This window comes from Faecalibacterium tardum (assembly GCF_040096515.1).
GTDB lineage: Bacteria > Bacillota > Clostridia > Oscillospirales > Ruminococcaceae > Faecalibacterium > Faecalibacterium tardum.
Window position 1 is genome coordinate 1 of sequence record NZ_JBBMEO010000028.1, and the last position, 13,975, is coordinate 13,975.

Consider the following 13,975-nt stretch of genomic DNA (forward strand, 5'->3'; position numbering starts at 1 on the left):
CACCATTAAACGCCCCTCCGTCGCGGCGCGACAGCTCCCCCAAGGGGGAGCGGGCACGCCCGCAGCGGAAGCCATTTCAAATCGTCTTGTCCCCAAACAAAAACTCCCGCCCTGCAGGGTGCAGAGCGGGAGAGGAGAGTTTTTGGGGGGATTATTCCGCAAACAGCGGGGTGGACAGGTAGCGGTCGCCGGTATCGGGCAGCAGAACAACGATGTTTTTGCCTGCGTTCTCCGGGCGCTTTGCCAGCTGGATGGCAGCCCAGACGGCAGCACCGGAGGAAATACCCACCAGCACGCCTTCCTTGTGGCCGATCAGACGGCCGGTGGCAAAGGCATCGTCGTTTTCCACGGCGATGATCTCGTCATAGACGGTGGTGTCCAGCACGTCCGGCACAAAGCCTGCGCCGATGCCCTGGATCTTATGTGCACCGGCAGTGCCCTTGCTCAGCACAGGGGAGGAGGCGGGTTCAATAGCCACCACCTTGACGGCGGGGTTCTTGCTCTTGAGGTACTTGCCTACGCCGGTCACGGTGCCGCCGGTGCCAACGCCTGCCACAAAGATATCCACCTTACCATCGGTATCCTCCCAGATCTCGGGGCCGGTGGTCTCGATGTGTGCCTGCGGGTTGGCGGGGTTCACGAACTGGCCGGGGATAAAGGAATTGGGGATCTCCTTGGCCAGCTCATCGGCCTTGGCAATGGCACCCTTCATGCCCTTGGCACCTTCGCTCAGCACCAGCTCTGCACCGTAGGCCTTCATCAGCTGGCGGCGCTCTACGCTCATGGTTTCGGGCATCACGATGATGATGCGGTAGCCCTTGGCAGCTGCCACGGCAGCCAGACCGATGCCGGTGTTGCCGGAGGTGGGCTCGATGATGACGGAGCCTTCCTTCAGCAGACCCTTGGCCTCGGCGTCGTCGATCATCTTTTTGGCAATGCGGTCCTTCACAGAACCGGCGGGGTTGAAGTACTCCAGCTTGGCGATAACATGGGCGGGCAGCTGCTCTTCCTTTTCAATATGGCTGAGCTCCAGCAGCGGGGTGTGACCGATCAACTGATCTGCGGCGGTATAGATCTTGCTCATAATACTTGTCCCTCTTTCTGATATCGTTACGGGGTGCATGACCCTGTCTTGTGCCGGGGTGCCCGGCTGTGATTCCCTCTAAACCTTTCAACCAACATCGTTTGTGGGTTTGATGGCATTATAGCCCTGTTTTCCCTGCTTGTCAAGGGGTTTTTTGAAAAAAGTAGGATTGAAAAGTGACTTACCCTGTTGTATAATGGGTTATAATAAAATTTAACCGGAAGGAAGTACGGATCATGATCGTTTCGACCAAAGGACGCTATGCGCTGCGGGTGATGATCGACCTCGCGGAGCATCAGTCTGAAAAATATGTTCCCTTAAAGGAAGTAGCCGCCCGACAGGAGATCTCGGAAAAGTATCTGGAGAACATCCTCAAGGTGCTGGTGCAGAACGGCTTTCTGGAGGGGCTGCGCGGCAAGGGCGGCGGCTACCGGCTGACCCGCAGCCCGGATCAGTACACGGTAAGCGAGATCCTGATGCTCACCGAAGGCAGTCTTGCCCCGGTAAGCTGCCTGACCCCCGGCGCCTCTGCCTGCGCCCGGATGGCCAACTGCCGCACCTACGAGATGTGGAAGGGGCTCAACGACCTGATCTCGGACTACTTCGGCAAGATCACGCTGGCAGACCTTGCCCTGCCGGATCAGGCCGGCAACGATTATGTGATCTGACCCTTGCGCACCGGAACTGCACCGGTGCGTTTTTTTGTACAGTTCTGCGCAAAAGGTGCAGAACTTCTTGGCAAGATTTACGGTTGATGGAGCGGGCAGTCCGCGGTATACTTTTACTTTGTGTGAGACAGAAAATTCCGGGCGAAAAGCCCGTTGTCTGTTCGTTATAAGACCATAAGACCAGAAAGGGGAGTTCTGACACGAAGTATATTTTTCAGTTCGGGCGCATTCTTGCGTTCTGTTTTCTGGGCGAGGTGCTGCACGCGGTGCTGCCGCTGCCGGTGCCTGCCAGTGTGTACGGTCTGGTGCTGCTGCTGGCAGCCCTGACCACCGGGGTCGTAAAGCTGGAGCAGGTCAAGGAGACCGGCACCTACCTGACCGGTATTTTTCCGCTGCTGTTCGTGCCCGCCGCTGCGGGCATCATGGAGCTGTGGGCAGAGATGGGACAGCTGCTGCTGCCCATCCTGATCGCCATTCTGCCGGTGACGGTGCTGGTAATGGCGGCCGCAGGCCGCACCACGCAGGCGCTGACCGCCCGCAATAAAAAAGAGGAGGCCGACCATGACTGAGCTTCTGAACGACTTTCTGACCGGCTCTGTGGCATGGGGCGTGCTGCTTACACTGGCAGCTTTTGGGCTGGGTGTGCTCATCAATAAGGTGACCGGCAAGGCCATCTTTAACCCGCTGCTGCTGGGCAGTATTTTTGTCATCATTTTTCTGTCGGTGTGCAATATCCCCTACGGGGACTACAAAACCAGCGCCGCGCCGGTAAGCTACCTGCTGCTGCCCGCCACGGTGGCGCTGGCCGTCCCGCTGTATGAAAAGCTGGATCTGCTCAAGGAGAACGCGCCCGCCATCATTGCAGGCATCTCGGTGGGCACGCTGGTCAGTCTGGGCAGCGCCTTTGCGCTGGCGCTGGCGATGGACCTGACCAAGGAGCAGTACGTTACTCTGCTGCCGAAGTCCGTGACCACCGCCATCAGCATGGACGTGGCAGCTGAGCTGGGCGGCATTGCCGCCCTGACCGGTGCCATCGTCATCGTCACCGGCATTGTGGGCGCACTGCTGGCCGAGACGGTATGCAAGCTGTTCCACATCACCGACCCCATCGCCAAGGGCGTGGGCATCGGCACGGCAGCCCATGCCGTGGGCACCAGCAAGGCGCTGCAGATGGGTGATGTGGAAGGTGCCATGAGCGGCCTTTCCATTGCCGTAGCTGGTGTGCTGACCGCCGTGCTCTGCCCGGTGTTCGTGGGCTTTGTCCACTAAAACCGAGTGCAAATCTAAAGATACAGAAACACCCCCGGCAACCGCAACGGCTGCCGGGGGTGTTTCTCTGTGGGTGGAAAACAAAAAAGAGGTGAAAAGAAGAATGGTTGGTAGAAATCAGTTTTATGCGGCCTTCTTCTGCCGCGCCTGCATGGAGCGGACGATGCAGCTGCGGGATGATGTTGCGGTGGGCCTGCGGCAGAATGATGTACAGCAGTACCTCTGCAGTCAGCTAGCAGCGGCGGGGGACAGTGCTTACTTTTTGAAGAAGGAGAACAGCCCCTTCTTTTCATACGGTGCGCTGTGGATGGCGCCCACATGGTATCCGGTGGCTTCAATGGCGGCGCGGAGCGCGTTTTCGTCCAGCGGCTCCTTGGAAAGGATCACGGTCTTGCCCTTGGCATGAGAGGACGAGACCTTATCCACAGGGAACGCACTGCGCACGGCGTCATTGATATGGGCTTCGCACATGGAACATGCCATGCCGCCTACTTCTACGGTCGTCTGGATCATTTTTGTACCTTCTTTCAGGAATATTTTATAAAATAATAGTTAGAATTGGCTAACTTTTCGCTCCAAGAAAAGCCGCCCGAAAGCGGCTCTTCTGCCCACATCATACGCCATACAGCCGCAGCTGTCAAGCGCTCTGCTTATTTTTTCCGGTAGTCCCGCGGGGTCATACCAAAATGCGCCTTGAACGCCCGGTTAAAATAGGAGAGGTTCTCAAACCCGCACCGGGAGGCGATGGTCAGCACGGTCTCATCGGTGGTTTGCAGCGCCTCGGCGGCGGTGTTCAGCCGGTACTCGTTCAGAAAGGCGACAAAGCTCTGTCCGGTCATCTGCCGGAACCAGCGCATAAAATGGCTGGCACTGAAGGAACAGACCCCGGCGGCATCGGCTACCCGGAGCGGCTCGGCATAATGTGCCGAAAGCCATTGCAGCACGGTTTTCAGCCGCTGGGTGTCGGCAGTTTCGGTGGAGAGACACTGCCTGCCCTGTGCAATGAGCAAGGCAAGAAAGCGCAGCAGCGCCCCTTTTACCAGCAGCTCGTAGCCGGGGCGCTTGGCGCGGTTGGCATCCTCCAGCTCCCGCAGGCAGGCGGCGGCTTGCAGATAGCACAAATCGTTCGGGGTCAGACGTACCGGCAGCGACAGCCGACCGCTTTGCAGCGGCAGCAGATATTTCTCGGCGCAAAGATCCTCTGCGCCGCCCAGAAGCTCCGGCTCAAAGATGATATTTTCGTATTCCATGCGCTGCCCCTCTGCCTGCCGCAGCGCGTGGAGCGTGCCCGGGGCAAAGAGAAAGATATCTCCCCGGTAGGCCGGGTAGGTCACAGCGCCCACCTGTACCAGCCCCATGCCCTGCTTGACAAAGACCAGCTCCATGCTCTCGTGCCAGTGGAGTGCTACCTGCTGAAAATCCCCCGGAATGGTGCAGGGGTACAGATTGAACGGAAACCGCACTGCACCGTGCTGTTTTGTCTCCTGCAAAGAAGCCTGATTTTGCATTGTTCCACCCCCTGATGATAGGATTGTACCATAGTTTGCACTATTTAGGCAAGATTTTGAACGTTCTATGTGGTATATCTTGAAGTACAGACGTCAAACCTGTTTTCCGTAAGGTGTATCTGAAAACAAAGAAATAGACTGAATTTTCGACTTTTCAGATACACCCTGACAAAGGAGGATGCTTTTATGAGCTTTACCGAAACGTTACAGAGTATCACCGGCAAGCTGCTGGCAGACTGCACCGACCAGGAGCTGTATCTGGCACTGCTGGAACTGGTGCGGCAGAAGAGCGCCGACCGCGTGCAGCCGGTCACCGGGCGCAAGCTGTACTATATCAGCGCCGAATTTCTCATTGGCAAGCTGCTGTCCAACAACCTCATCAATCTGGGGCTGTACGATGAAGCCCGGTCTGCACTGGCTGCTGCGGGAAAGCGCCTTTCCGATATTGAAGAGGTAGAGCCGGAGCCTTCTCTGGGCAACGGCGGCTTGGGGCGTCTGGCTGCCTGTTTCCTCGACTCTCTGGCAACGCTCAACCTGCCCGGCGACGGCGTGGGTCTGCGGTACCACTTCGGCCTGTTCCATCAGTCCTTTGAGGACGGTGTGCAGAACGAAAAGCCCGACCCGTGGCTCACCGCCCACAGCTGGGCAGAAAAGACCGACACCACCTATCCGGTGGAGCTGGCGGGCAAGGAGTACACCGCCCGGCTGTACAAGCTGGCGGTCACCGGCTACGAGGGACGCACCAACACCCTGAACCTGTTCGACCTTGATACCATTGATGAGAGCATCGTCCATGACGGTATTGCCTTCGACAAGACCGCCATCGACAAGAACCTGACCCTCTTCCTCTACCCGGATGATTCCGATGAGGCGGGCCGCCGTCTGCGGGTGTATCAGCAGTACCTGATGGTCTCCGCCGGTGCGCAGCTCATTCTGGCCGAGTGCGCCGCCCGGGGCTGCAACTTCCATGATCTGGCGGACTACGCCGCCATCCAGATCAACGACACCCACCCCAGCATGGTCATCCCGGAGCTGATCCGTCTGCTGGGCGAGCGCGGCATCGAATTTGAAGAGGCCGTGGAGATCGTCACCAAGACCTGCGCCTACACCAACCACACCATTCTGGCCGAGGCACTGGAAAAGTGGCCCCGCGCCTATCTGGATGCCGTGGTGCCGCAGCTGATGCCCATCATCGAAAAGCTGGATGCGCTGGCACGCACCCGCACCGAGGACGAGAGCCTTGCCATCATTGACAAGGACGACCGGGTGCACATGGCACACATGGACATCCACTTTACCCACTCCACCAACGGCGTGGCGGCGCTGCATACCGAGATCCTGAAAAACTCTGAGCTGCACGGCTTCTACGAGCTGTACCCGGAAAAGTTCAACAACAAGACCAACGGCATCACCTTCCGCCGCTGGCTGCTGGAATGTGACCCGCGCCTGACTGCCACGCTGGAAAAGCACATCGGCTCCGGTTTCCGCAAGGATGCCGCCGAACTGGAAAAACTGCTGGCCTTTGCCGACGACGAGACGGTGCTGAACGAGCTGACCGCCGTGAAAAAGGCCAACAAGGAGGCACTGGCAGACTGGCTGCTGCACACCCAGAAGGTGACCGTGAGCACCGATGCCGTGTTCGATATCCAGTCCAAGCGCCTGCACGAGTATAAGCGCCAGCAGCTCAACCTGCTGTACCTCATCCACCAGTACTACGAGATCAAGGCAGGGCATCTGCCCGCTGCTCCGCTGGTGAGCATCTTCGGCGCCAAAGCCGCTCCCGCCTACACCATTGCAAAAGACATCATCCATGCGCTGCTGACCCTCTCCAAGGTCATTGCCGCAGACCCGGAGGTGTCCAAGTGGCTGCAGGTGGTGTTCGTGGAAAACTACAACGTCACCGCCGCCGAAAAGCTCATCCCGGCCTGCGACCTGTCCGAGCAGATCAGCCTTGCCTCCAAGGAGGCCTCCGGCACCGGCAACATGAAGTTTATGCTGAACGGTGCGCTGACGCTGGGCACCATGGACGGTGCCAACGTGGAGATCAGCCAGCAGGTGGGCGAGGAGAACATCTATATCTTCGGCCAGACCTCCGATCAGGTCATCCACCGCTACGCCGTGGGCGATTACGACCCCGCCCAGTGGGTGGAGGGCGATGCCAACATCCGCCGCGCCATCAGCTTCCTCACCGGGCCGGAGATGCTGGCCGCCGGCCATGCCGAAAACCTGACCCGCCTGCATGACGAGCTGATCCACAAGGACTGGTTCCAGACCCTGCCGGACTTCAACGCCTACGTTGTGCGCAAGGGACAGGCGCTCAGCGATTACGCCTGCGACCCCATGGGCTGGCGGCGCAAGTGCCTTGTGAACATTGCCAAGGCGGGCATGTTCTCCTCTGACCGCACCATTGCCGAGTACGACCGCGATATCTGGCATCTGGGCAAGTAAGTGTTCCTTAAACCGCGTTTCTTCCCCCATTTTCTCGAAAGCTGCTGCACAAAGCTGTGCGGCAGCTTTTTTGTTTCCGTGCCAACAAGAAACGCCGCTGCACGGCTGTGCAGCGGCGTTTGATTCAGTTGATGAAAACCGGAACGGAAGCGGGATCAGTTCTCGCTCTCCTCTTCTTCCTCGTCATCCTCATCCGTATTGTGCGGTTTGTAGAAGATGCCGCTCAGGAAGATGCTGACAAAGTACAGCAGCACCATGGGGAAGGCCACCATGCACTGGGACACGATGTCCGGCGGGGTGACCACAGCGGCGATGAAGAAGATGACCACGATGGCTACGCCGCGCACCTGCTTGAGGATCTGCGGGTTGATGATGCCCATCTTGGAAAGGATGATGGTGATCAGCGGCATCTCAAACACACAGCCAAAGATGATGAACATGGTCAGGCAGAGGTTGACGTAGCTCTCGATACTGGTGGTGGTCTGGATGTACTCTGCACCCTCGATGCCGGTGCTGAGGAACCGCAGCATGAACGGCATCATGAGCTTATAGGCGAACAGCACGCCCACGCAGAACAGGATCAGACCCAGCAGCATGACCAGCTTGAAAAAGGTGCTCTCGCTCTTTTTCAGACCCGGCTTTGCAAAGGCGTAGATGTTGTAAAAGGCCACAGGCACCGTTACCACCACACCGGCCAGAATGGACACCCGGAAATACTGCATCAGTTTTTCCTGCGGGGCAATGGACACGAACTGGTAATAGTCGCGGCCCATGGCGGTAAGCAGATCGATCAGACGGTCTGCATACGCCAGCGAGACCACTACGCCCACCACAAACACCACCGCGCAGATGATGAGCCGGTTCCGCAGTTCTTTCAGATGGCCGGTCAGCGTCATGCTGCCGTCCTCTGCCATGACTTCGGCTTTCTTTTTGCGCTTTTTGTTTGTAGCCACAATTACTCCTCGTCTTCGTCCTTCTTGTCAGCCTTCTTCACAGTCTCCTCGGACTGCTCGGCGTCCTCGTCCTCCATGCCCTTCTTGAAGCCATTGATGGTCTTACCGAACATCTTGCCCAGCTTCGGCAGGTTCTTGGGTCCAAAGATCAGCAGAACGACAACCAGAATGATCAGCAGCTCATTAGTACCAATACGCATAATAAATATCTCCTTTTTCTTGCCGCGCCGCGTGGCGGGCGTATTACAGAATGTATCTGGCAACCGCGGGCGCGGGTGCATCCATAAATAAGTAGGGGCGCTTACACCTTTGCTTCCTCAGCGGGTGCAGCTTCGGCAGCCGCTTCGGCTGCGGCAGGGGCTTCCTGCACCGGCTCAGCCACCGGCTCAGCGGCGGGCTGTGCGGCCTCGGCAGCGGGCTGCTCCAGCTTTTCAGCGGGAGCCTCCACAGTTTCAGCAGTTTCAGCAGGGGCTTCGGCGGGCTGCTCGGGCAGCTCCTCCACAGCATCCTCGGTCAGGTCGGTGACCTCCTCGGTCTCAGCCAGCTTCTTGGCGGCTTCCTCTTTGCTGGTCTTGCCAATGCCGGTAAAGCTCTTGGTCACGTCCCGCATGCTGCTGTCGATATCCTTCTTGATATCGGTCAGGGGGGCAACAGCCTCTTTCAGGGGAGCCTGAATTTCATTCAGCGGCTCCACCACGTTCTTCTGGATCTCCTCAGAAGCAGCGCCGGTGTATTTTTTCAGCTCGCGGAGCATCTTGCCGATCTTCTTTGCATAGACAGGCAGCTGGTCCGGGCCGATGAACACAAACGCCACGATGACGATGACGATAAGTTCCCAAAAACCAATTTTCATAAGTAACGTTTCCTTTCCTGTACCAAGGGCATTTCCAAGACCGCCGCACACCACAGCGGTCTGCGCTTTTTTGCCCTTTTTGGCGGGGGTTCGGCGCACTGCGCGCCTTTGTTGCCCTATGTATACCGAAAAGTGGTGTACTGAATGTTAATATATTATTAACATTTTATGAACGAGTGCCCGTTCGACCTGTTTTAATCAACAAAACGAATTTTTAACAGCTGTTATTACGAACTGGATAGGATACAACAGCATCCTCAGGTCTCCACGCCCTCGAACTGGCTGTTGTAGAGCTTGGCATAGAAGCCGCCCTGTGCCAGCAGCTGGTCGTGGCTGCCCTGCTCCACGATGTGGCCGTCCTTCATGACAAGGATAACGTCTGCTTCCCGGATGGTGGAAAGGCGGTGCGCCACGATAAAGCTGGTGCGCCCCTGCATCATGCGGGCAAAGGCCTTCTGGATGCGTACCTCAGTGCGGGTATCAATGGAGGAGGTGGCTTCGTCCAGAATCAGCATGGGCGGCAGGCAGAGCATCACGCGGGCGATGCAGAGCAGCTGCTTTTGTCCCTGACTGATGTTGCCGCCGTCCTCTGCAATGACGGTATCGTAGCCCTCGGGCAGGCGGCGGATAAAGCTGTGGGCGTGGGCAGCCTTGGCGGCGGCGATCACCTCGTCCATGGTGGCGTCCGGCTTGCCGTAGGCAATGTTCTCCCGCACCGTACCGGCACGCAGCCATGTGTCCTGCAATACCATGCCGTAGCTGCCGCGCAGGGAGGCGCGGGTCACATCCCGGATATCGGTGCCGGACACCTTGATGCTGCCGCTGTTTACATCATAGAACCGCATGAGCAGGTTGATGAGGGTGGTCTTTCCACAGCCGGTGGGGCCTACGATGGCAATGCGCTGGCCGGGCTGCACGTCCAGCGAGAGCCCCTCGATGAGCGGACGGTCGGGCAGGTAGCGGAAGGACACATCCTGCAGCTGCACATGGCCGTCCGGCTGCAACGCGGCGGCGTTTTCGGCCTCCGGCACCTGATCCTCGGCGTCCAGCAGTTCGAACACCCGGGCGGCACAAGCCAGTGCGTTTTGCAGCTCGGTGACAACGCCGGAGATCTCGTTGAAGGGCTTCGTGTACTGGTTGGCGTAGCTCAGAAAAACGCTCAGCTGGCCGATGGTGATGCCGCCGCGCACGGCGTACAGCGCACCCACAAGACCCACGCCTGCGTACACGATGTTGTTCACAAAGCGGGTGGCGGGGTTGGTCAGGCTGGAGAAGAAGATGGCCTTCAGGCTCACCTCCTGTAATTGGCCGTTCACTTCATCAAAGGCGGCAAGGCTTTCGGCTTCATGGCCAAAGGCCTGCACCACCTTCTGGCCTTCGATCATCTCGTTGACCAGCGCGGTCTGCTTGCCGCGGACGGTGCTCTGGCTCTGGAAGTAGCCGTAGCTGCGCTTTGCCAGAAAGCCCGCCACCACAAGGCTCAGCGGGGTGATGCACACCACCACCAGCGTGATAGGCACGTTCTCCCGCAGCATGAACAGCAACGTGCCAAAAATGGTCAGGATACCGGAGAACAGCTGGGTAAAGCCCATCAGCAGACCGTCCGCAAAGGTGTCCACATCCGCCACCATGCGGCTGACGATATCGCCGGAGGGGTGGCTGTCCAGATAGGACAGCGGCAGAGTCTGAATTTTGCGCAGCGCCTCGTTGCGCAGATCACGGCTGACCGAGAAGGTAATGCGGTTGTTGCACACGCTCAAAAGCCACTGTGCAAGGGCGGCAACGGCAGCCACCACCAGAATGCTTACGGCAATGCGCAGCACCCCGGCAAGGTCTACATTGCCTTTGCCCAGCATCTTATCAATGGCATCGCCGCACAGGATGGGGATATACAGCTGGGCGGCTACGCTGACCGCCGCCACCAGCAGGCTGCACACCACAAAGGCGCTGTATGGACGGATCTTGTGCAGCACCCGATTCAGGGTGGCTTTGCGCTGCTGCGGGGTCAGCTTGTTTTTTGCCTTTGCACTCATGCTTCTGCCTCCCCTTTCTTGAACTGGCTCTCGTAGATCTCCTCGTACACCGGGCAGCTGCTGCGCAGTGCGCTGTGGGTGCCGATGCCCACCAGATGGCCGTCATCCAGCACCAGAATCTGGTCGGCGTGCTGCAAACTGGCGGCGCGCTGGCTGACGATGAACACGGTCAGTGCCCCGGGCAGCGCCGCCAGTGCCTTGCGCAGGGCGGCGTCGGTTGCATAGTCCAGCGCGCTGGCGCTGTCGTCCAAAATCAAAATGTCCGGCTTGCCCACCAGCGCACGGGCGATGGTGAGCCGCTGCTTCTGTCCGCCGGAAAGATTGCGTCCGCCCTGTTCCACCGGCTCGTCCAGCCCAAGGGGCTTTGCACGCACAAAGTCTGCGGCCTGTGCCGTTTCCAGCGCCGCCCACAGGTCGGCATCGGTGGCGTCCTTGTTGCCCCACAGCAGATTGGAGCGGATGGTGCCGCCGAAGAGCTGCGCCTTCTGCATGACCATCGCCACCCTGCCGCGCAAAGCGTCCCGGGGGTAGCTGGCCACCGGGCGGCCAAAGATCTCCACGCTGCCCTCGGTGGCATCGTAAAAGCGCGGGATGAGGTTCACAAGGCTGGATTTGCCGCTGCCGGTGCCGCCGATGACGCCGATGGTCTGGCCCTTTTTGGCGGTAAAGCTGATGTCGGTCAGGCTGGGTGCGCCCGCCCCGGCGTAGGTCAGACCCACATGGTCAAAGCGCACGGCATCGCCGGTCTTGTCCTCATCTACTTCGCCCAGCAGCTCGGCGGGGAAGGTCATGCCGGGCTTTGTATCCAGCACTGCCTGCACGCGGCCTGCACAGGCCAGTGCCTTGCTGATCTGTACGATGAGGTTGGCAAGCTTTACCAGTTCCACAAGGATCTGGTTCATGTAGTTCACCAGCGCAATCACATCGCCGGAGGCCATGCCGCCCACGTTGATCTCGATGCTGCCTACATACAGCAGCGCCACGATGGCAAGGTTGATGAGCACATAGGTCAGCGGGTTCATCAGCGCTGAAAGATGGCCGACGTGCAGCTGCATCCCGGTCAGCAGGGCGTTGGCATCCTCAAAGCGGTCGATCTCGCTCTGCTCCTTATCAAAGGCGCGCACCACGCGCACGCCGGTCAGGTTCTCGCGGGTCAGACCCAGCACCCGGTCCAGCCGGGTCTGCACGGTCTTATACAGCGGCCGGGTGATCACCATCACGCCGAACACCACCACGCTGAGCAGCGGGATGGTGACCACAAAGATCATTGCCGCCCGGGCGTTGACCGTAAAGGCCATGACCATAGCGCCCAGAACCACAAAGGGGCTGCGCAGGAACAGGCGCAAAAACAGGTTGAGCCCGCTTTGCACCTGATTGACATCGCTGGTCATGCGGGTAATGAGGGTGCTGGTGCCCAGCGTATCCATCTCTGAAAAGCTCAGGCTCTGGATATGGGCAAACAGGGCGTGCCGCAGTGCGGTGGAGTAGCCCACCGCCGCCTTGGCGGAAAAATACTGCGCGGTCAGGCTGCAGGTAAGGCCGATGAAAGCCAGCAGCAGTAAAAGGCCGCACCGTACCAGAATATAATGCAGGTCGTGTGCTGCAATGCCCACATTGACGATATCCGCCATGACCAGCGGCACAAACAGGTCAAAGGTGGCTTCCAGCATCTTAAAGAGCGGTGCAAGCACACTTTCGCGCTCGTAGCCCTTCAGGTAGCCAAGCATCCGGTTCAAAAAAATTCCTCCTTCGGGGTCAAAATACACCTTATTATAACGCGATGTATACTGAAAATCCAGTGCCGCAGCTGCGTTTTGCATTGTACAAGCTGCCAAATCCTGTTATACTATGGTATATCTGAAAAGTCGAAAATTTAGTCTATTTCTACAAACACAGCTGGATTTTGCGTTAAACAGCCTTGAAATTCACAAAGGATTCCTGCGGCTGTTTGCCTTAAATCCCGCTTGTGCTTGCGAAATATTCGTCATTTTCTTTGTTTTCAGATACACCTTAGAGCTGAGATTGATAGGGAAGTATGGTGAACACAATGGCAAGACGAACAGACGGCGGGGTACGCTTCCGCCCGGTGGGCAGCCGCCGCAGCCGCACCGCACCGGTGTACAGCCCGCACGGCACCGGCTGCCCGGCCATCGAGCAGGCCGTGCAGGGGCTGTATAAAGGCCAGAACGAGGAAAGCTTCTGGTCTTTGATGAGCGCGTTGAACTATGCGCTGGAACTGGAGACCCATGTGCTTGTGCCGCTGCAAACGGCACTTTCGGCGCAGGGGGCACCCGCCCCGTGGATGGAGCACCCCATCCCGGCAGAAAAGGCCGATGGCCTTGCCTTGTGGACGCTGCGCAACGATAAGGGACGCTGCTGGCTGCCGCTGTTCACCTCGGTGGCAGCGGCCGGTGCAGACCGCAGTACCGCAAGCCGCCCCATGGCTGACCGCACCTTGGAACAGGCCATGCAGCTGGCGCTGGACACCCCGGGCATCGACGGCGTGGTGCTGGACCCGTGGAGCAATTCCGCCTCGCTGGACGGTGCACTGCTCAACGGTCTGCTGCACGCAGGCCACACCCCGGAGGGCCCCGGCGCAGAGGAAGCCGAAGCCGGTAAGGAAGCCGCCCGCGCCGGACACTGGGCGGCAGCGGCAGAGTGCTACCAGAAAGCCGCCGAGCAGGGAAATTCTGCCGGGCTATCGCTGCTGGGCGAGTGCCTGTATCAAGGGCGCGGCGTGCCCAAAAGCGCTGCGCAGGCGCGCAAGATGTGGAAAGCTGCTGCCGAAAGCGGTGAGCCCATCGCCCTTTTGAACCTTGGCGATGACTGCGCCGCCCGGGGCGACAACGGCAAGGCGCTGTTGTGGTACCGTCGGGCGCGGCAGAATGCGGCAGCGGTGCCGGATATCGAGTATACGCCCCGGGTCTGCCTGCGGCTGGCACAGTTTGAAACGCGCTACACCTCCCGCAAAAAGGCGCTGGCGCAGGCGGCCGAGGCAAAGCAGGCCTTTACCATTTTGCAGCGGGAGCACGAGCCGGACGCCGACCGCTGGTTGCAGGAAGCGGAACAGCTGCTCTATGCGCTGACCCACGAGCCGCCCACGGCTCCGGCGGCCTATAACATAGAATCTTTACAATTGGACTAAAAAATGGTCACAGC

General features: G+C 59.0%; 13 protein-coding genes. 5 read left to right on the top strand and 8 right to left on the bottom strand.

From position 1 onward, the window contains the following. Positions 1-151 precede the first annotated feature (151 nt). Entirely contained in the window at positions 152-1,084 is a 933-nt protein-coding gene (cysK, locus tag WMO44_RS12020; RefSeq protein WP_349152733.1) for a cysteine synthase A, read from the bottom strand. 236 nt (positions 1,085-1,320) lie between these two features. Here cysK and WMO44_RS12025 point away from each other — a divergent pair, with 236 nt between their 5' ends. The 3 genes from WMO44_RS12025 (at position 1,321) to WMO44_RS12035 (ending at position 3,021) form a co-directional block, all read left to right on the top strand. Continuing rightward, a complete protein-coding gene (locus WMO44_RS12025) occupies positions 1,321-1,752 on the top strand; it encodes an RrF2 family transcriptional regulator (RefSeq protein ID WP_005922796.1) in 432 nt (143 codons plus the stop codon). A gap of 227 nt (positions 1,753-1,979) precedes the next feature. Next, the gene (locus tag WMO44_RS12030) at positions 1,980-2,321 is read left to right on the top strand and encodes a CidA/LrgA family protein (RefSeq protein WP_349152748.1); all 342 of its coding nucleotides are present in this window, start codon (positions 1,980-1,982) and stop codon (positions 2,319-2,321) included. Next, the gene (locus WMO44_RS12035) at positions 2,314-3,021 is read left to right on the top strand and encodes an LrgB family protein (RefSeq protein WP_349152734.1); all 708 of its coding nucleotides are present in this window, start codon (positions 2,314-2,316) and stop codon (positions 3,019-3,021) included. Before WMO44_RS12030 ends, WMO44_RS12035 begins: the two co-directional genes overlap by 8 nt. Positions 3,022-3,276: 255 nt before the next feature. Here the strand turns inward: WMO44_RS12035 and WMO44_RS12040 are convergent, their stop codons facing one another. Further along, entirely contained in the window at positions 3,277-3,534 is a 258-nt protein-coding gene (locus WMO44_RS12040) for a heavy-metal-associated domain-containing protein (RefSeq protein ID WP_349152735.1), read from the bottom strand. Positions 3,535-3,671: 137 nt separating this feature from the next. Then, positions 3,672-4,529 carry a helix-turn-helix domain-containing protein gene (locus tag WMO44_RS12045; RefSeq protein WP_349152736.1) on the bottom strand — a complete coding sequence of 286 codons (858 nt, stop codon included), beginning with the start codon at positions 4,527-4,529 and terminating at the stop codon, positions 3,672-3,674. A 186-nt stretch (positions 4,530-4,715) separates the two neighbouring features. Here WMO44_RS12045 and WMO44_RS12050 point away from each other — a divergent pair, with 186 nt between their 5' ends. Continuing rightward, positions 4,716-6,977: a glycogen/starch/alpha-glucan phosphorylase gene (locus WMO44_RS12050; RefSeq protein WP_249251431.1), complete on the top strand. Its 2,262-nt coding sequence runs from the start codon at positions 4,716-4,718 to the stop codon at positions 6,975-6,977. Between the two features lie 155 nt (positions 6,978-7,132). Here WMO44_RS12050 and tatC read toward each other — a convergent pair whose 3' ends face one another. The 5 genes from tatC to WMO44_RS12075 all read right to left on the bottom strand — a co-directional run bounded on the left by tatC (position 7,133) and on the right by WMO44_RS12075 (position 12,552). Beyond that, positions 7,133-7,930, bottom strand: coding sequence for a twin-arginine translocase subunit TatC (tatC, locus tag WMO44_RS12055; RefSeq protein WP_349152737.1), 798 nt, complete (start codon positions 7,928-7,930; stop codon positions 7,133-7,135). A gap of 2 nt (positions 7,931-7,932) precedes the next feature. Beyond that, positions 7,933-8,130: a twin-arginine translocase TatA/TatE family subunit gene (gene tatA / locus WMO44_RS12060; RefSeq protein WP_015537270.1), complete on the bottom strand. Its 198-nt coding sequence runs from the start codon at positions 8,128-8,130 to the stop codon at positions 7,933-7,935. Positions 8,131-8,231: 101 nt separating this feature from the next. Continuing rightward, positions 8,232-8,783, bottom strand: a complete 552-nt coding sequence (locus WMO44_RS12065) for a twin-arginine translocase TatA/TatE family subunit (protein ID WP_349152738.1) — start codon at positions 8,781-8,783, stop codon at positions 8,232-8,234. Between the two features lie 257 nt (positions 8,784-9,040). Next, complete coding sequence (locus tag WMO44_RS12070; protein ID WP_349152739.1) at positions 9,041-10,816, bottom strand: ABC transporter ATP-binding protein; 1,776 nt, start codon at positions 10,814-10,816, stop codon at positions 9,041-9,043. Beyond that, positions 10,813-12,552, bottom strand: a complete 1,740-nt coding sequence (locus WMO44_RS12075; RefSeq protein ID WP_349152740.1) for an ABC transporter ATP-binding protein — start codon at positions 12,550-12,552, stop codon at positions 10,813-10,815. Before WMO44_RS12075 ends, WMO44_RS12070 begins: the two co-directional genes overlap by 4 nt. A 311-nt stretch (positions 12,553-12,863) precedes the next feature. Here WMO44_RS12075 and WMO44_RS12080 point away from each other — a divergent pair, with 311 nt between their 5' ends. After that, a complete protein-coding gene (locus WMO44_RS12080; RefSeq protein ID WP_349152741.1) occupies positions 12,864-13,961 on the top strand; it encodes an SseB family protein in 1,098 nt (365 codons plus the stop codon). The last annotated feature ends 14 nt before the right edge of the window (positions 13,962-13,975 follow it).